The following is an 18,914-nucleotide window of genomic DNA, read 5'->3' on the forward strand; positions in this document are numbered from 1 at the left end:
GAGCCGCAGCACAAATGGCCGGCAGAGTGACTACTCACAACCGGTACCTGCTGCTGATCCTCGTATCGGTCGGAATGCAAGCGACGGTCCAAGGCTTCATGACGGAGAGGATCAGTCCGTCGGACAGCTTGGTGTTCTCGATCATGGCATTCGCCACTACCGCAGGCATTTTCGGTGTGGTTCACCGAGTGCGCTCGGGCCGGACAACACCAGCTCCGCGGGATACGCGTGTGGCGATGGCCTGGATGAACTTGGCCACGGCTGTCACTTTCCTCAGCTACTACATGTCTATCAGCATTATCCCGGCCTCGACGACCAGCTCGATCGAGGCGGCTTTGGGACCAGTAGTGCTCATCCTGATAGCACTGGTGGTATTCCGGCGCCGAGAATGGAAGGGGCGAATCGACCTGTGGTCGATATCCATCATGATGGTCTTCGGGCTGCTCCTCGCCGGCCGGACGTGGCAACTATCAGACCGGAGTACCGGGTCAGCGGCGGCGCTGATCGGTCTCGTGCTGGCCGTCGCAGCCGGCAGTGGCATGGCAGTGGTTGTGCTTCTGTCGAAGAGTTTCGGCAGCACCAACACAAGCCCAGTCTGGGTCACCGCTCACAGATTTCATCTGACATACGTTCTCGCGGCGCTGGCGTGGCTAGCCAGCGAACCGCAGGTCCCCGATGCGAGTGAACTGGTCACACTGTTCGTTTTCGGTGTATTCGCCGTCGTCATCCCTCTGTTTCTGCTGCAAGTCGGGTTCCAGCGGGCGGATTCGCTTCCGGCGATTACTCTCGTCGCGATGCTGCCAGCTATGACCTGGTTAGCCCAGCTGGCCGCAGGGCAGAGCGCCGACGCCATATCGTTGTTGCTGATTGTGGGCGTGGTTTCAGCCTCAGTAACTTTCACTACGAGGCAAGCGTCGAAGCGCGTGGAGAACCCGATATGACTGGGCACGTCGCGATCATCGGTGCGGGCGCTGCCGGAACGGCGGTGCTATGGGCCGTCGCTCGCCACGGTGCCGCTGAGTCGATCGAGATCATCGATCCGCTGGAGCCCGGCCGTGGCAGGGTCTTCGACGCGGCACACACTCTCCTACGATGCAACACTTCGGCCGGGGTGATGTCGCTCAGAGCCGACGACGTCGACGACTTCGTCGAGTACTTACGTCGTACCGGAGACCCTTCTGAACCTTCCGAATTCGTTCCCCGACACTTGTTCGGGGGCTACATCAGATCCTGCTTGCGCGAGGCACGGAGTGCTGCAGCAAACCGGGGCCTGTCGGTTGACAACCAGCGGGCGCGGGCAATGTGGGTCGCTCCGCGTGTAAACGGTCGAGGGTACCGAATCGGACTCGATGACGGGCGATCGACAACTGCAGACCATGTCCTGGTCGCCCCAGGAGTAGGCCCTCCGACCGTGCCCCTCTCTCTACGAGGCTTCGTGGGTTCGCCGACGTTCTTCGCGACCCCCTACCCGGTGGATAGAGTAATTCACACACTGTCGGCTCGCTCCCGCATCCTCGTCATCGGCACGCGCTTGTCGGCTGTCGACTCGGCACTCACCCTTGGGGCCGCCGGCCACCAGGTCACCTTGACATCGCGCTCGGGTGAACTACCCGCAGTACGGACGTCGTTGCGGCACAACCTCGTTGCGACACTCGATACAAATGCCCTGGAGTCGCTGTCGATCGACAGTGAGCACCTACCCAGCGCGCTCTTGCGTCTGATTCGCAGGGCCACGCGCGACATCTGCGACCTTCCACTAGCACGGCAGACTTCCTCGGCTGTCGACCCGGTATTGCGCATGCGCGAAGAACTAGCGCTCGCGGACGCCGGCGAAACGTTGTGGCAGGAAACCATTGCGCAACTGATCGATGTCATCAACGATCGCCTGTCCCGCGTGGATGATCCACGCGTTCGTGGTGTGGCAATGCAACGCGGCAGTCGCCTGGTGAATCGCTATATCTCGGCCATCTCCACAACGAACGCGCGTTTGCTCATGGAGTTGATCGACGCGGGCCAAGCGAGAGTTGCATCGGGCGTGCCGATTCAAATCGCCCGAACTGGCAATGATGGCTGGCGGTGCACGTGGCGCGACGGAACGCAGGACTTCTACGATGCAATCGTCTGTGCCGCGGGATTCCAACCTCCAACAATGAGCGTCACTGCACGAGGATTGTCGTTCTCGTCGCCAGAAAGCACAGGGGGTACACCACCCGTGCTTGAGACAGACCTGCGGTTGCGTCTGCCAGGATCGCTCACATCCGAAGATGTCATGTTGATCGGTACGGCGTCATTCACCCGGGTACCCATTGTCAACTATGTCCGGACGGCAGTTCTCCAGGCCGATTCTGTAGCTAGGGAACTCAAATTGGCGACACCAGCAGTCAGGTCGGGGCACTGATGTCGCGGGCAGACGTAGTGGCAAGCCCGATTGATTGGGGCGCAATTTCGCACTGTTGTCTCACGTTACCATCTGCGATCAAAGAGGAATGTTAATCCCCAGAATATGCCGAAATCCGAGCCAACCATGAGGACGATTTTCGATGTACCAGCCAATTCCTTTTCTGTCCGGTCACAGCCTCTTCCTGTTTCTTCTCCAAATTTTTTTGATCATATCCGTTGCGATAGCACTCGGAAGGCTTGCGCGCCGGTTCGGTCTCCCATCGCTCGTCGGCGAAATAACTGCCGGCGTGTTGTTAGGTCCCTCCGTCTTGCAAAACATATGGCCCGACCTTGCGTCTACGGTCTTCCCAACACAATCCGAGCAATTTCATCTCCTTGACGCAGTCGGGCAAGTAGGGGTGCTACTGCTCGTCGCTTTCGCGGCAACTGACCTCGACTCAACGGTAAAGAAAAAACCGGTATCGACCGTGTTCATCAGCGCGAGCGGTCTGCTTGTTCCTCTCTGTGCTGGTGTTGCAATAGGGCTCGCCCTACCCCTTTCGCTACGAGGAAACGAGTCAACTACGGACACTTTCGTGCTATTCCTGGGTGTGGCGCTGTGCGTCAGCGCGATCCCAGTCATCGCCAGGACCCTGACCGACATGGATCTCATGCACCGAAATTTCGCTCAATTGACACTCAGTGCAGCGGTCATAGATGACACTGCGGCATGGTTTCTCTTATCTGTCGTCTCTGCACTCGCCGTCGGCGGCCTCACCGGTGCCACACTTCTGTCCGCGGGTGGAGCCTTAGTCGGTACGTTGATCTTCACGCTTCTCGTTGCGCGTCCCCTTGTGAAGAAGCTCGTTGGCTGGATTAGGCATTCAGGCGAACCAGCACTTGCCTCTGGAGTTGTCGTAGCCCTCGTCCTCGTATCTGCGGCAGGAACCCAGGCGATCGGGCTGGAAACAATGCTTGGCGCGTTCATCTGCGGAATGTTGATCCGCCGCTATCTCCCACGCAATAGTCAAGCCCTCCTCCCCTTGCGCACTGTGGTGATGGGGGTACTGGCCCCCATCTTTTTCGCAACGGCTGGACTTCGAATGGACTTGACAGACTTACTGAAACCCTCTGTTGCTTTCGCGGCGATCAGCGTGCTGGTGGTAGCCATCGTGGGTAAGTTCCTCGGCGCGTACCTCGGCTCAAGGTTGTGTCGACTGGGGCACTGGGAAGCGGTTGCCGTCGGCTCTGCCTTGAACGCACGAGGAGTGGTCGAGATCATCATTGCGATGGCAGGATTGCGGCTTGGAATCATCTCGTCGGAGATGTTCTCTATTATCGTGGTCGTCGCCGTCGTTACATCTTTGATGGCACCGCCCCTCCTTCGAGCCGCAGTTGCTCGAATCCGCGTGACTGACGAAGAACGCCGAAAGCACGCGAAATATGCGGCCATGGACGAACCATCTATCCCATAATGTCAGGAAACGAGTGGGCAATTGATGCCCGTGCCTCGCTTGTGCCCGTCGAACGGCGCGAGACCATCTCACGGCATTGTCATTCATCAACGCATGCCACTATCTTAAAAGAAAGGCTGATCGACAGAGATGTCAATAAATGCTTTCTTTACAAATGAGATGCGCCTTTGGTTGGACGCACATCCCTGTGACACCCACAGATTGATAACTGCCGACGGTCCGAAAACGGGGTTTCCCATAGTCGGCGCTACAACGAACCCGAGTATTGTGGCCGACTTCGTGCAGCGGGCGCCCCAATTTTGGAACCGGTCCACGACGGAGGAGCGAATGATGGAGGTGATCCGTGCGGGAGCAGCTACTTTACTCTCCCTCCATTCCCAGTCCCGTCGTGAGAATGGATGGATATCGGCACAAATATCGCCTGAAATCATGGGTGATGCCGGTTCGATAGTCGAACAAGGAATACTGTATTCGTCGATCGCTCCGAACGTAATGGTTAAAGTGCCCTGCCATCGGGAAGGAATCCAGGCCGTCGAAGAACTTGTCTCTCGTGGAATTTCGGTCAACGGGACCATGACCTTCTACGCTTCGCAGGTGAAAGCGTTCGCAACAGCAGTTTCGCACGGCAGGCGGCGTCTTAGGCCGGGCAGTTTGGAACCAAAATCGGTCGTAACGCACATGATAGGCCGAGTGGGCGATGGGATCCACCCCTCGATTCTCGCTAACATAGACACCGTGCAATTGCGGCGGTTCGAATGTGCCATAGGCCGCCATGAGCAGGAAATATTGGCGACGGTGGATCCCGAAACGACATTGCTTCTATCTTCTGTACGCATGGATCAGGAACATAGAATTCCCATTCATATCGAGGCTTTTAAATCTACAAAGGTTATTTTCACTTTGAAGCCCGATCATATCCACCAAATTGGGGCGCTAAAATCCAACTTCGTCGAGGGCGACATACTTGAGGGTATAAACTCGATTCGTGCGGACTTGAGTCTGTCGCACGAAGCATTTCCGGATATACCAGTTGAAATAATTCAAATGCATCTCGACGAAGACGCGCTTCCGATTAAGCAGTTTTCCTCGACTCCGCAATTTGCTCAAGTCCGGTCTGAAATAGCGTTGAATTCATCTATCCACCGTCGCTGGAACGGCGTTCGTCAGGCTGTGCCATGATTAGTACTCTTAATTAATGGTTTCTGCGACTAAATCGATCTATTTCATCAGATTTTATCCTCGCTTGAAAGGTGAGTAGCAATGACTGAGACCCATCGTTCAGTGCCAGACTTCAGAACCGAAGCCGAATTCGGTCGTGGTCGGCTATCAGGGACCGTGATGATAATTGGGTTCGGAGATTTGGCCCAAAAGCTTACAATTCTTCTTTTGCAGCAAGGTTATGTTAAGCGAATTGTTGCAGTGGGTCGGGACGAGGAGTCTCTGATCAGAGACGTCAACTTGTGTCGTTACACGGCGGCTAATGCAAGATCTGCCACGGAAATTGTGGCTTATGCGTGCGACGCCACGGACACCGAACATCTCTCCGACTGCATTGTGACGACAAACCCCGACATAATTGTCAACTGCACCACGGTTCAGAGCTGGCGACGCTTGACCGAGCTCCCTCAAGGTGTCTTCGACTCTCTCGACGAGGCGCAATTTGGGCCGTGGCTGCCGATGCATCTCGCACCTGCTCTGGCGGTGTACGACGCATACCTCGCAAGTGGATCTCCAGCTGTACTGGTAAATTGCGGGTTCCCAGACGCAGTCAATCCGATACTTGCTGCTGTACATGGATCTTGCCGCGCGCTAGGAGCTGGCAATGCCAGCAACTTGATCCCCGCACTCCGATTCGCATGTGCACGACTTTGGGCGGTTGACCCTCGGCAGGTTGAAGTTCTACTAGCAGCTCAGCACTACGTCAGTCACCGCGTCCCGCGATATGGCGATAGTGGCGGCGCTCCAATGTTGTTGGGTGCATTCGTGGGCTGCTGTGACTATCGCTCGGTCGAAGGAGACGATCTCTTAACGGTGCTGAACGACGTCGCAACGACCGGGCGCCGCCGTGGCGGAATCAACGGACAATTTTTGACCGCAAGCTCAGTTCTGGCGGTCGTAGCGGCAAGCTTCAGTGATTCTTCGCGGATAGTGCACTCGCCCGGAGTAGGAGGTCTGCCAGGCGGCTATCCGATCGACATGGACAAAAACGGATGGAGAATTCGAGTGCATCCCGGTCATGTTGTCCAAGAGCTCGTGGATGTCAACCGCCGTGGGCAAGAGTTCGATGGAATTGTCGACATCGATTCATTGACGGGTATTGCAACTCTAGCGGCGGCGAATCTCGAGCGGGTGCGCCATCACTTGGACTATCCATGGGGCGATATTTCACCTTCACGGGCATGGCAAATCTCAAAATCCCTTCGCGGTAGCTTCGTTGATTTGCTAAGGACGAGCAATAATACTTTGTCTGATCACTAGAAACGAATGACCAGGAAGTCTATTTGGAATCAGTAATGTCCGCGGGGTCCACGGGATCGAGATCCAACGGCAGAAGCGCATGAGTTGTTGCATGACAGCTCGGATCGGTCATTGTCGTGGTCTGAAATTCCGTGGAAGATGGCAGATTGCGCTGGTCGATTTGAGGTTCGTGTGGGCTAGTGTGGCCGGAGTCAGGGCGTACCATCTGGATAGCGTCCGCCAAGGCACCGAATCAATCTGTCTGCTCGAGAAACCAACAGCTCTCCCCACGCCTCGCATCGTTCCTGGGGCATGCGAAAGGTAGGCCCACTGATAGTGAGCACGCCGATGACGTCAGCCGCAGAATCGAAGATTGGTGCAGACAGGGCGGATACGTCTGACGAGCACCCGCCAACAGTTGTTGCGTACCCATCAGACCGTATCTTTGACGTGGTCCTGCATTCGGACTCTGACGTAGTGTCCAGTTCGCCCGTCACCATCTGCATCTCGCCGCCCAGAACTTTGGATGCCGAATGACGTGCGTAGGCCAGAAAAACCCTGCCTGCGAGGCAGTTATCTAGTGGGGTCACCTTGCCTACGTGCATTTCATGGCGCAACGAATGTCGTGTTTCGGCAACGGCGACAGCAACACAAAAGTTCTGCTCGGGTCGGACGTAAGATGCTGTTTCTCCGGTTGAATCTCTAATTTCTTCAAGGATCGAGTTCGCAGTTGTAAGGAAGTCCATACCTCTTGTAGCTGCTGCTGCCCAAAGCGTCATTTTGGTTCCAACGAGAACGTGGTCGCCACTCTTGTCGAGGAAACCCTGGGACACCATGTTGCTTACCAGGCGCTGGACCGTGGACCGTGGCATTCCGGTTGCTCGTTGTATCTCACTGAGGGTTAACGCTCGACGCTGCAATGTGAATGTTTCTAGAATCTCGGAAATCTTTCCCAACACAAGGAGTGGCGACGCCGCCAGGTTTGAGTCAGTGGGCATTCTTCCGCCTGGAACCGGTGTGGTGCAAGATTCTTATCTTCTGGATGCATGGTGACATTTCGGTTACGTAAATCTAAATCACCTCTTGTCATTTCTTGGTCGACAGCGAGGCTGCTGCTTGTAGGGTGTGTTTACGCGTAGTAGAATTCAGACTTTCGTTTGCTCTCGTCCTCCGTCAGTGAAACTCGGCGCATCGAAAAGCGCAGTAGCGGTGGTGCCATCAATGACGTTACGATCGCGACCAACACGATGATTGTGAACATCTCCGAAGAGATGACACCCAGTCGCAGTCCTGTCATCGCTATAACGATTTCGACAACTCCGCGTGCGTTGAGGGCCGATCCGACAGCTACAGCCTCCCATCGTCCGAGTCGGCTCAACCTGGATCCGATGTAGGCACCAACGAATTTGCCGATGATCGCAACCAAAAGCACAGTGGCTGCGGCCAAAGCTACCGACGGCTCCAGTAGTTCTGTCAGGTCCATACGAAGACCGGCGGTTGCAAAGAAGACGGGTGCCAGGACTCCAGTCATGACAGTTCTCAAGGGCACCATCACCGCAGCCTTGGCTGGAAGGTATCGGCGGATCAGGATCCCGCAAAGGAATGCGCCAAGCAGAGCTTCGAGACCGACGGCGTGCGTGCCTGCTGCCGACAGCAGCACAAGAACTACCGTAACCGCCGAGGCGTGAGCCGGATCGGCTTTACTGGTCACCCAACCCATCAACCGTTTGATGAGAGGACGCGCGATCAGCAGGGCAAACAGCAGCGTGCCCAGCAGAGCTGCGAGCACGCTGATGACAGTTCCCGTAGTGAGTCCACCGATGGCGAGTGCGGCGACCACCGAAAGCAGAAACCACGCGACCGTGTCGTCCACTATTGCCGCGCCCAGTGTCAACTGAGCGACATTGCGGTGCATAAGGCCCATGTCAGTCAGCGTCTTTGCAATCACCGGGATCGCGCTCACACACAGCGCGACGCCGACGAACAGGACGAACGAGGAATCGTTGGACTCGTTGCCGCGCAGAGATTGTGGGAGGACGAAACCTACCGCCACGCCGGCGGCGAGCGGGACCAAGAGTCCGAACACGCTGATCGTGAGAGTCGTTCCTGAGTTGCGGCGCGCGGCCGCCATGTCGAGATCGGTTCCAGCGAAGGCGACCAACAAGAGGACGCCTAGCTGCCCGACGGCGTCCAGTAGATGAAACTGTTCTGCTTGCGACGGGAAGACAGCGGACGCGAAACCCGGCCATGCATTCTGCAGAACTGAGGGTCCGAGGATGATCCCTGCTCCGATCTCCCCCACGAGCGACGGGAGCCCGACATGCCGTGCGAGTCGACCAAGACCTATTGCGACGGCAAGGAGCAGGCCGACTTGGAAGAGAAAGAGGAAAAGGACATGCCCCGACAGAAAGGGAACTGGCTGCATCTCGGCATCCTATGGTTGATCCAGTGAACAGACAGAACAGAGATCTGTTGTGTCAGATGGCGGTTGGCAGATTCGGGCATCCGGTGGAATGTAAAATGTTCGATTCGTCTGTGTCCTGGAGGAAGCGGCGCACGAGCGCATGAAGTCGGTAGCGGCCCGGATCTCCGTGTTCCAATAGGTTTGCATCGACGAGGTCTTCGAGCAACCGCTCACGACGCGCACCAAACGACGCACTAGTAGTGGTAGCCGCGAGGTCACTCTCATGAGCGACGGAGTGGAGCATCTCCAAGTGCTCTCGATCCTGGCGCATAACGGACACCGTTAGCGCCGCCGCCAGCGACTTCCGCTCGGGTCCGATATGAAGTAGGCGAGACGGATCCTGATTTAAGTGATCCGCAAAGGCGCGGATCGTCCATGCAGGTCTATGTCTGACTCGTGCGGCGGCGGCGCAGATCACCATCGGGATCCCGCCGCAGAGTTCTACGATGCTCTGCGTGGCGGGCAGATCGGACTCGGGCCGTCCGTCACCGACGATCACAGCGAACAGTCGCGCACCGGCTTCGACGTCCAGCGGTTCGAGAGTCATCGCCCGCACAAGGTCCAGGCCAGTCAGTCGTGTGCGACTGGTGACGATTGCTATCGAGGAACTCTTTGGTGCCACAAGGGCATTGACTTGCTCTTCGTTTACGACGTCATCAAGAACAAATACGACCGCCCGTTGCGTCTGCAGCTGGAACCACAGTTCGCGGCGCACGTCGAACGACGCGTGGAGTTCGACACCTGCGACGCCGGACTGCGCCAGCAGGGCAGTCAGCGCCTCACTCGTTGTCATCGGAGCGGTGGTTGGAGAGTGAGAGCGTATGTCGACCATGCAGAAACCGTCTGCGTACTTGGTCGCGAGACGCCGCGCCAGATTGGCGGCAAACACGGTTTTACCAACGCTTGCCATGCCGTCCACGGCGTAAATGTGTGCATCACCAGCACGATCCGTGCACTGTTTCTCCGCATCATCGAGCTGTGAGTCTCGTCCAACAATCGGTGCGTTTTGCCGTTGAACGACTTCGGTTCTCAGTCTTGGGACCGATTTCCGGACGACGGGTTCGTATACGCTGGACGTGATCTGTTCCATTGCTCGCCGTAAGGCGGCACCGGGCGCAACACCGAGCTCGGACGACATGGCACTTTCAGTTGCTCTGTACAAGCTTAGTGCGCGCTCGCGCGACCCGCACGCAGTGAATGCTTGCATCGCAAGTGTAACTAGATGCTCGCGGTACGGATTAGAGGTAAGTGCTTCGCACACCACGGTCATCTGACCGAGATTGATGGTACCGAGGTCGATTTCAAGTTGAAGCCAACGCTCTGTGACCTCCAGTCGACGATCATCGAGCAGCCGGGTCCGTGCCTCGATTGCGGTGTTCCCTGCACCCTCGACCGCGGTTCCCTGCCACATGTCGATCGCTTGACGGTAGTGATCGATTGCACTCTGGCAGTTCGATTCTTCTTCGGTCCGCGCAGTGTCGGCCAGTGTGCAGAATCGATCGATGTCGAGCGAGCACTGCGACAATCGGAGGCGGTACCCATGAAACGCCGTCTCTACTGCTGCAGCGATACTCGGGTGAATGCCCCGTATCTCTGAGACTGTGTTGCGCACTTGTTTTGCGGCAGTAGTAGGAGGGTCGGACTCTTCCCACAAAGCGTCGATCAGTTTGCTCAACGGTACGACCTCGCCGTGGGCGAGAGCGAGTAATGCCATGACCGTCCTCTGCCTCCTTCCCTTCAGCGGCAGATCTATACCGTTGCAGCCGATCTCGAGTGGGCCCAATAAACGCACGTTCAAAAGCGACAAGATTCCCCCACCGATTCAATTCATGTAAGTTTCAGTTGTCTACCGGGTTCGCCGAACGCTTGTCGCCACCGGTCGAGCGGAGGCGGCCGTCTGTGACGGCCAAGAGAGCTCCGCCGATGGTAATCACCGATGCAAGCAATTGAACTCCAGTGAACGATTCTCCCAAAAATGCAGTTGCGCATATAGTTCCGAACACTGGAACAGCAAACATCATGATGGTCGCAGTGGTTGGCGCGACGTGACGCAGCCCCCGGTAGTACAGGAGGTAGGCAAGCGCCGTCGGCCCGATCGCAAGATAGGCGACATTCAGCCAGGACGTCGTCGAGACCGCCGCCCAGTCCACGTTCGGGATTGCGGGCGCTGCGACGGCTGCGAGCGCGAGAGCGCCGACCGCCGTGCCCACTGTCGTTGCCTGCAGTGGGTCAGCTCCTTTGAGGACGCTTTTGGAGGTGATGGTGTATGCCGCCCAGCACACTGCGCCTGCAACGAAGATGGCATCGCCCGCGAGTCGTGTGCTGTTGAGTCCACCGTCTGCCCCGCCGACGCTGATGAAGAACAGAGCCGCTCCGAGTACTGCGACCACGAGGCCGGCGACTCTCGTTCTCGACGCTCGTTCGCGTCTCGTGACCACCATGAAAGCGATGGTGATAACTGGGCTCATGACTGGCACGATGACCGCGCCGTCGAGCGACGGAGCCAACGAGAGGCCCCAGAAGAAGAAGACGTTGTAGGCGAACACACCGAGCAATCCGACCGCGCCGGCACGGATCGCTGTTCCGCGATCGAGAGTGAATCCACCTCGCGCGACGAGTAGCACTGCTACGACGAGTACCAGCGCACCACCACCGAAGCGTAGTACGGCTGCCACCTGGTGAGGGATCTCACCGACCACCTGCTTCGAGCTGGCGAATGCGCTACCAAAAAAGGCCATGGTGATGAGCAGATTCAAGTACGCGAGCTGCGCGGTTCGGTCCGCAGCTGGACGGGTTTCGGTAGTCACGATGGTCCTCAGTTCTGTGGAGTCGGCGTGGTCATGGATGCATACGGGTGCCCTTGAGAATCTTGTCCACCGCGTTCCTTTTGGAGTGAACAGCCAGTCCGACCAGGTCCAGTTCTTCACGGGCGACGGCGCGCACCGCTGCACGGTTGTCATCGTCGTTGTTCGTATGAAATAGATCGGCGGTGAATACAGAGATCGCTAGCCCGCGACCAACAGCTCGTGTGTGAGCAGCTGTTAGATCTTCTTTCGAGCCCGAAAAGACAAGTACAGGCTGGCGGAACATAGCTAGATACTGAGTATCGTCGGCGTCGGCGTACGGCTGTCCGATGAGGTCAGGATTTGCGGCGGCGATTCCACTGACGAGAAAGGCGGACACGTTCAGTCGTTGCCAGCTTTCCAAGTCGTCTCTCAAGAGAACTGCGATCTTGGTGTCGAACCTGACTGGTGCACTTTCTGGATCCATGATCCAAGTTTGTCCGGCAGGAGACCGCTGAGTCTTGTACATTCTTGACGTAGTGGACAAACCCGAGATCACAGCATGGAACCCTGGTGTCCCCGGGGTGGTCGAGGTGTTCCATGCCCGCTTCGTCGAGCACCGATACCCCCTGCATACTCACGATTCGTGGACCTTGTTGATCGTGGACTCTGGTGCGATCAGCTACGACATGGCTGGGCACGAGCATGGGTCGGTGCAGTCCACGGTGACCTTGCTTCCCCCGCATGTTCCGCACGACGGCAGGACGGTCACCGACACAGGCTTCCGTAAGCGTGTCATCTACTTGGCTCCGGACGTACTGACCAATATCGGCTCAGCGGTGGACACCCCGAGCATCCGCGACGATGCCCTCCGTGATCGTGTGGATCTACTCCACCGATCACTGAGTTGTCCGCTCGAGCGTTTCGAGGCGCAGAGCAGGTTGGCGTTTGTCGTGGAACGGCTACAAGGTCACCTGCGGCACGAGAGCGGTCCCCCAGTCTTTCGTGCTGATGGTTCGCTCGCTCGTCGGCTTCGAGATCTGATCGACTCGCGAATAGAGTCCGGGGTCACACTCGAGGAAGCCAGCAATATAATGCATGCGTCACCGACTCACTTGGTTCGCGCGTTCACCCACGAGTTCGGCATCGCACCGCACCGATATCTGATCGGTAGAAGGATCGAGGCCGCCCGGCGAATGCTCCTGGCCGGCGTTCCGGCATCGCAGGTCGCCACGCTAGCAGGTTTTCATGATCAGGCTCACCTGCATCGGCACTTCAAGCGAATGGTCGGAACAACTCCGGCTCGATTCGCGCGGGACGCCGTTTTGCTCTCCACACCCATGGATTAGCTTCTACTCGCTTCCAGCGTCGGTTGTCCGGTCTCTTATGGTTCGCAACGCCACAACCATCAGACCGATGCCCCGGGCAATGGTGTCCACGTCCCGGCTCAGGCTGATACGCACACACTGATGTGCATGGTCGTTGGCTACGTCACTGGAGTCGCCCAAGACGAAAAAATTGTTCCCGGGAACAACACAGACCTTGTACGTTTTGAGCAGCTGGTAGAACTCTCCGACCTGGAACCACGGTTCGCGAATCCACAGCCAGCAGAACATTCCTCCATCGCTGACGTGCAGCCGCCAATCGATCTCGTCATCGAACGCATCGTGCAGCAAGGCTTCGGTGTCTCGTCGTTTCTGCTCGTAGTGGGGTGTAATTCGGTCCCGTACTACGTCGTCGACGCTGCCGTCGCGCAGGGCCCTGGCGATAGCGGCCTGAAACAGCTGCGGCCCATGCAACACAGTGTTCGATACAAACGCGCACAGCGGTTCTATGAGGGACGACGGCCCGATTGCGAACCCCAATCGTTCTCCAGGTATCCCGAATTTGGAGAAGGTGAAGAAGTGCACGACGTTCGGGTGCCATCGCGGCAAGGCACGCGACCCGGCCACTTTTGGGAAGGGTTCCCCATAGGCATGATCAACCAGCAGCGGCACCTTCTTCGTCTCTGCGATACGCAACAGCTCGTCGAACTCGGTAGCTGTCAAGCTGTCACCAGTGGGATTACGCGGATCGGACAGCAATAGCGCGCCTACATCCGTGCGGGCATTCACCGCATCTGTATCGAGTGCATACCGAAACATGTTGTTGGACAACAGGCATATCTCCGGAGCAACACCGACTACTCCGTTGACGTCCAACTCGAGTCCCTGATAGCCGGTGTAGTCGGGCAGGCAAGGCAACACCAGCACCTTGTGGCCGTCCGGGCCCGGCCCGGTGAAGACCGTAGTCGCCGCAAAAAGGAGCATCTGACTACCGGGTCCGACCACGATGTTGTTTCGATCCAACGACCATCCGAATCGGGAGGAGAAGTACTCGACAATTGCGTCGAGCAGCACGTTGGAACCTCTTGAGGGTCCGTACGCGGTGCTGGAACTATCGAGATCGAGTTCGACTGCCGTTCGAGCAAATCCTTCCACCGCGCTCAGTACTTCGGGAATCCGCGCAGGGCTGCCTGCGCCCAGATCGACCCATTCGTCGCGATCTTCGCCGGCCGTTGCCAGAGCGATGTCTTGTAGAATTTCCCGAATTCCGGACAGCTGCGACATCTTCTCGCCGCGATCGGACAGACGCATCAGTGGACCTGGGCGGATGCGTCTGCAGACCCGTTTGCCGACCTCCGGTGCGGAGCCCTCACGCTATGCAACCGATCGCTGAGTATCGAGGTAGGCAGCGATCTGGCCTACCGTGGGTCGACGGAACAGATCGTCCATTGCCACTTCGATTCCGAAGCTGTCCGCGAACTCGTTCTGAATCTCCGCCATGATCAATGAGTGACCTCCGAGTGTGAAGAAGTCGTCGTCGTCTCCGATGGCGGACTGATCGAGCTTAAGGTTTCGCGACCAGATGTCGCGAACGTCGTCGATGGTCATGTTTGACGGGAACCTTTCGGTAAGAGTTCGGGGGGTAGATCAGGAGAATTCGAAGCGCTCGCCATGATTGTTCGTGGAGCGGATTCGGTTGTGCTCGAAGCGGTTCTCTCCAGCGACTAGGACACTGCCGTAGTTCTGTAGATCGAACGTTGCGCCGTGGGCAGTGAAAGCGCTCTGATTGGGGTACACACGCACGTGAGTCGGCACGTAGCGGCCCGCGATCGCAAACCGGGTTTCACGTTCGGTCGTGTTGGGCAACGAACCGTGGACACACGAAGCCGTGAAGATCACGGCCTCACCGGGCTGCATCGGCATCTCGACAACGTCCTCGGGGTCTGGCTCCCAGTTCGCGTCGATCTTGAAGTCCGCGAAGTCATAGCCAAAGAAACCGGTGTCAGCGCGCGCTACGTCGTAGTCGTCTGTGCGACCCGCAGTGGTTGGCTTGTGTTCGTCGAAGATCCTGTCACGGTGCGACCCCCGTACGAAGCGCATGCAAGCCGTTTCGGACGTGGCCGGCGTGAAAGTGGTCCACACAGTGATGTCGATGAATGCATTCCAGTCGGACTGCGTCGGCTCGAGCTGAGCTTTGCCGTTCGCGTAGCTGTAGTCGCGGACCTGATGCCATTCAGTGGCTTTTGCGCCGGGGAATTTGGGGAACCATTCGGTTCGCCATGACAGGACGTCCGGGCCGAGGATCGCAGTCAAGTACTTGAGGATCGTGGGATGGGCGACGTGTCGAGTGAGTTCAGGGATGTCGAAGTGGCGATCGTAGTTCACGCTGTTCTGGTAGAGCGCCTTCGATCCGTCGAAGTTCCGAATGCGGATCTCACGAATCAGTTCTGCAGCCTCGTCGGGTTCGTACAGCTTGATCGGTCCGAGGAAGCCGTCTCTCGTGAACTGCTCGATGTCGCTCCTGATGTCCTCCGGAACGACGGCATTGGGAGCGATGTGCGAAGTCGGGGTGGTTGCTGACATTTCGGTCACGGATTCTCCTGCTGGTGATGGTAGTAACGGTGGTCAGAACCGCACAGAGGCGGCGTCGACGAGAGCTTTGCGATCGACCTTGTTGTTGGGAGTCATTGGGAATTCAGAGGTTTCGATGAATTTTGCGGGAATCATGGCTTTGGGAATCGATGAATGGAGATCCTCGCGCAGTCGCCGAGGGTCGAAGTCTGAGTCTGCAGAGATGACGAAAGCAACCAAGTCCAACTCGCCGGCATCGTTGGCCACTGCCACGACCGCGGCGTCACGCACTGCCGAGCTTCGACGCAATGCGTAGTCGACGTCGCCGAGATCAATCCGGTTCCCCCGAATCTTGACTTGCGAATCCATTCGGCCGACGACCACCAGCTCGTCATCGGCGGTGACGAACCCGCGGTCGCCAGTGCGATAGATCGGCAGAGCCGCACCCTCGCGATCAACGACAGTGAAGCGCGCTGACGACGTTTCAGAGGCTCCGAGATAGCCTGCTCCGACGCCGGCTCCCGAGATGCACACCTCACCGGTCTCGCCACGCTCAACGTCGCGGAGGTCGTCGTCGAGAATGTGAATCGCAGTGTTATACACCGGCGTTCCGACTGGAACATGGCCGTCGGCGTATCGGTCATAGTCAGCCAGTACATGCGATGTAGCAACGTCAGTACATTCGGATACTCCATACTGGTGCAACAAGGTGCACTGGTGCCCGCGGCCCTTCGCCCAACTCTCGACACGGGCGATCGTAAGTGCTTCACCGCCGATGAAGACGTAGCGCAGTGACCTGAGCCCATCCTCTTCCCTCCTACCGTCCCTGTCGATCAACAGATACAGCGTGCTCGGTGGGCAGTGCAGAGTCCGCACCTGTGAGGTGCTGATGATGCGGTAGGCCATCGCGGCATCGAAGCTGCGGCTCGGGAGGAGGTCAAGGCGTGCTCCGCAGAAGAGCGGAGTGAGCAGGCTTCGTTGAGTGATATCGAAGCCGAACGAGCTGACGACCAAGTTGTGTGCCGTGTCGTCGAGTCCGTACTCGAGGACAAGCCACGTGAGCAGATTGTGCCAACCGCGGTGGCGAACTGACACTGCCTTGGGAGTTCCAGTCGAACCAGAGGTGAAGACCACATAGCAAAGGTCTTCCGGGCTCAATATCACGTGCGGCTTGTCGCTGGTGTGGGCTTCGATGTCATTCGACGAGCCGTCGAGAGACATCACCAGAGTGTCGCGGTCCCGTGGTGTCATCTCTTCGGTGTCGGCAGTGCAGCACACCAACGACAGCCCGGGCAGCTGTTCCACCATCCGTCGCAATCGATCTTGCGGATAGCTGGTATCCAAAGGAACGTACGCCGCACCGGCCTTGAGAACCCCTAGCAAGGCCACAACCAGTGCGGGGGTCCTGTCCATGCAGATTCCTACCACGTCTCCGCGACCTATTCCGCGCCCGAGAAGTAGGTGGGCGAGTCTGTTCGCTTGATCATCGAGTTGCCGATAGGTCAGGCTGCGCTCCCCCGCAGTTACGGCCGTTCGATTCGGGAATCGTGCGGCCTGCCGCTCGAACTCGTGGTGGACAAAAGGCTCGGTAGCTTTTGTGATAGTCAAGCCTTGCAGCGCCGTCGAGGTGGTCATGAGCTAAGTTCCGCCCTGTTGAGAGCGACGACGAGAGCCTTGAGGGTTGCGTTCTCGGCGACGTCGTCGATGCCAACTCCCATTGTTTGGATCCCGTTCACCGTCAAGCGGGCGTATGCAAAATTCCGGCCTTCATCGGACGAGTCGACTACGAGCTCGTCGATTTCGGCGGCATAACCTTGATCGCGTAGTCCCTCTACGAAGGCAGCTTCGACGGTGTCCGACTCGCCGGTGACCACAACTTCTGCGCCATCGCCGCCAGCCAAATGCACCGTAATCGTGACGAGACCTCCGGTCCGAGAACGGTCTACCAAGGCCTCTTTGAAAAGGAATGGAACCTGCTTGTCGACATACTCTTCCCGAAAAAGTGCCCAGAGCTCTGACCCCTCGAGCTCGGCCCCGCTGGTGTCTACCACCGCTTGGACGACTGTTGCAAACTCGCGCCGCATCGATTTCGGTAGTCGCAGTCCGTGCTGGTGCTCCAGAACGTGCGCGATCCCGCCTTTCCCGGACTGGCTGTTGACTCGAACTATTGATTCGTAGGTACGGCCCACGTCCATCGGATCAATAGGTAAATAAGGCACGTCCCACGGCACGGAATCCCTGGACATACCTGTCCGGTCCGCCAGGGATGTCACCGCGGTCATCCCTTTGGATATTGCGTCCTGATGAGTTCCAGAGAACGCCGTGTAGACGAGGTCGCCGACGTATGGATGCCGCGGGTGTACTTCCATCTGATTACAGGACTCCACCGTCCTGCGCACAGAGTCGATATCGGTGAAATCCAACTGAGGATCGATGCCCTGACTGAACATGTTCAGTGCCAGCGTCACCAGGCACACATTGCCCGTGCGCTCGCCGTTTCCGAATAGAGTGCCTTCAACTCGATCCGCACCGCTCATCATGGCCAGTTCAGCAGAGGCGACCGCTGTACCGCGGTCGTTGTGAGGGTGAACGGACAGGATGATCGAATCCCGGCGATCGAGATTTCGATTCATGAAGTCGATCTGATTGGCAAAGACGTTCGGTGTATCTGTCTCGACGGTGGTCGGCAAGTTCAGAACCAAGGGTCGGTCCACCGAGGCGTCGCAAATCGAGGCGACGCGGTCAGATATTTCCAATGCGAAATCCGGCTCCGTCACATTGAACGTTTCGGGCGAATATTCGAATCGAAAATTCGTCGACGTGATCGCGTTCGCTCGGCGCATCATGTGGGTTGCCGACGTGTCGACCATCTCTCGTACCTGGGCTGTAGTCATCCCGAATACGGCTTCGCGCCACAGACAAGCAGTGGCGTTGCAAAGGTGCACCATCGCTTTCGACGCGCCGGCTAGGGCCTCGAACGTTCGATCGATAAGTTCCGTTTTCGCGGGAGTGAATACACCAATCGTGACATCATCAGGGATGAGGTCGTTCTCGATAAGATGTCGAACAAAATCGAAATCTGCCCGACTGGCCGACGGGTACCCTACCTCGATGTCTTTAAATCCGATGCGAACCAGGAGGTCGAACATAGCCTGCTTGCGTCGACGATCCATCGGGTTCGGGAGCGACTGATTTCCGTCTCTGAGGTCGACGGAACTCCAGAGAGGTGCCCGCAGAACCTCAGGCACCGGCCACATATCCGAAACCCGCTGTGCATGAGTATTTTTCCCGTATCGACCGAAAGGCATCGGGGACGACGCCTGTGCGTTCCAATGCGGCACCGAATCCATTGCCGGTGACATGACCAAGCTCACTCGTCCTCCGTACTTTCAGCATCCGGAAAGCTTTTGACCGCGTCCACGTTGCCGCACCGTGTCCCGCCCACGTCACGGCGTCGAGT

General features: G+C 57.7%; 16 protein-coding genes. 6 read left to right on the forward strand and 10 right to left on the reverse strand.

The window, feature by feature from the left end; all coding sequences use genetic code 11:
* Window positions 1-14 precede the first annotated feature (14 nt).
* The 5 genes from AC5WEY_RS00070 (at window position 15) to AC5WEY_RS00090 (ending at window position 6,332) form a co-directional block, all read left to right on the forward strand.
* Window positions 15-941 carry a DMT family transporter gene (locus AC5WEY_RS00070; RefSeq protein WP_495644163.1) on the forward strand — a complete coding sequence of 309 codons (927 nt, stop codon included), beginning with the start codon at window positions 15-17 and terminating at the stop codon, window positions 939-941.
* Window positions 938-2,398, forward strand: coding sequence for an FAD/NAD(P)-binding protein (locus tag AC5WEY_RS00075; protein ID WP_495644164.1), 1,461 nt, complete (start codon window positions 938-940; stop codon window positions 2,396-2,398). Before AC5WEY_RS00070 ends, AC5WEY_RS00075 begins: the two co-directional genes overlap by 4 nt.
* 142 nt (window positions 2,399-2,540) lie before the next feature.
* On the forward strand, window positions 2,541-3,854 hold the full coding sequence (locus tag AC5WEY_RS00080; protein ID WP_495644165.1) for a cation:proton antiporter: 1,314 nt from the start codon (window positions 2,541-2,543) through the stop codon (window positions 3,852-3,854).
* Window positions 3,855-4,013: 159 nt separating this feature from the next.
* On the forward strand, window positions 4,014-5,033 hold the full coding sequence (locus AC5WEY_RS00085) for a transaldolase family protein (protein ID WP_495645491.1): 1,020 nt from the start codon (window positions 4,014-4,016) through the stop codon (window positions 5,031-5,033).
* An 81-nt stretch (window positions 5,034-5,114) separates the two neighbouring features.
* The gene (locus AC5WEY_RS00090; protein WP_495644166.1) at window positions 5,115-6,332 is read left to right on the forward strand and encodes a hypothetical protein; all 1,218 of its coding nucleotides are present in this window, start codon (window positions 5,115-5,117) and stop codon (window positions 6,330-6,332) included.
* A gap of 191 nt (window positions 6,333-6,523) precedes the next feature.
* Here AC5WEY_RS00090 and AC5WEY_RS00095 read toward each other — a convergent pair whose 3' ends face one another.
* The 5 genes from AC5WEY_RS00095 to AC5WEY_RS00115 all read right to left on the reverse strand — a co-directional run bounded on the left by AC5WEY_RS00095 (window position 6,524) and on the right by AC5WEY_RS00115 (window position 12,045).
* Window positions 6,524-7,309 carry an IclR family transcriptional regulator gene (locus tag AC5WEY_RS00095; protein WP_495644167.1) on the reverse strand — a complete coding sequence of 262 codons (786 nt, stop codon included), beginning with the start codon at window positions 7,307-7,309 and terminating at the stop codon, window positions 6,524-6,526.
* A 131-nt stretch (window positions 7,310-7,440) separates the two neighbouring features.
* Window positions 7,441-8,736, reverse strand: a complete 1,296-nt coding sequence (locus AC5WEY_RS00100) for a cation:proton antiporter (protein WP_495644168.1) — start codon at window positions 8,734-8,736, stop codon at window positions 7,441-7,443.
* Between the two features lie 52 nt (window positions 8,737-8,788).
* Entirely contained in the window at window positions 8,789-10,489 is a 1,701-nt protein-coding gene (locus AC5WEY_RS00105; RefSeq protein WP_495644169.1) for an AfsR/SARP family transcriptional regulator, read from the reverse strand.
* Between the two features lie 124 nt (window positions 10,490-10,613).
* Complete coding sequence (locus AC5WEY_RS00110; RefSeq protein WP_495644170.1) at window positions 10,614-11,582, reverse strand: DMT family transporter; 969 nt, start codon at window positions 11,580-11,582, stop codon at window positions 10,614-10,616.
* Window positions 11,583-11,613: 31 nt separating this feature from the next.
* A complete protein-coding gene (locus tag AC5WEY_RS00115; protein WP_495644171.1) occupies window positions 11,614-12,045 on the reverse strand; it encodes a DUF2000 family protein in 432 nt (143 codons plus the stop codon).
* Between the two features lie 34 nt (window positions 12,046-12,079).
* Here AC5WEY_RS00115 and AC5WEY_RS00120 point away from each other — a divergent pair, with 34 nt between their 5' ends.
* Complete coding sequence (locus AC5WEY_RS00120) at window positions 12,080-12,907, forward strand: AraC family transcriptional regulator (protein ID WP_495644172.1); 828 nt, start codon at window positions 12,080-12,082, stop codon at window positions 12,905-12,907.
* Between the two features lie 3 nt (window positions 12,908-12,910).
* Here AC5WEY_RS00120 and AC5WEY_RS00125 read toward each other — a convergent pair whose 3' ends face one another.
* The 5 genes from AC5WEY_RS00125 to AC5WEY_RS00145 form a co-directional block, all read right to left on the reverse strand.
* A complete protein-coding gene (locus AC5WEY_RS00125) occupies window positions 12,911-14,194 on the reverse strand; it encodes an aminotransferase class I/II-fold pyridoxal phosphate-dependent enzyme (RefSeq protein WP_495644173.1) in 1,284 nt (427 codons plus the stop codon).
* 63 nt (window positions 14,195-14,257) lie between these two features.
* On the reverse strand, window positions 14,258-14,491 hold the full coding sequence (locus AC5WEY_RS00130; RefSeq protein WP_495644174.1) for an acyl carrier protein: 234 nt from the start codon (window positions 14,489-14,491) through the stop codon (window positions 14,258-14,260).
* Window positions 14,492-14,530: 39 nt separating this feature from the next.
* Window positions 14,531-15,466, reverse strand: coding sequence for a chlorinating enzyme (locus AC5WEY_RS00135; RefSeq protein ID WP_495645492.1), 936 nt, complete (start codon window positions 15,464-15,466; stop codon window positions 14,531-14,533).
* Between the two features lie 42 nt (window positions 15,467-15,508).
* On the reverse strand, window positions 15,509-17,089 hold the full coding sequence (locus AC5WEY_RS00140; RefSeq protein ID WP_495644175.1) for an amino acid adenylation domain-containing protein: 1,581 nt from the start codon (window positions 17,087-17,089) through the stop codon (window positions 15,509-15,511).
* Complete coding sequence (locus AC5WEY_RS00145; protein ID WP_495644176.1) at window positions 17,086-18,828, reverse strand: 2-isopropylmalate synthase; 1,743 nt, start codon at window positions 18,826-18,828, stop codon at window positions 17,086-17,088. The genes AC5WEY_RS00140 and AC5WEY_RS00145 overlap by 4 nt, the downstream gene beginning before the upstream one ends.
* Between the last annotated feature and the right edge of the window lie 86 nt (window positions 18,829-18,914).

The sequence above is a fragment of the Rhodococcoides sp. S146-33 genome (genome assembly GCF_059489205.1).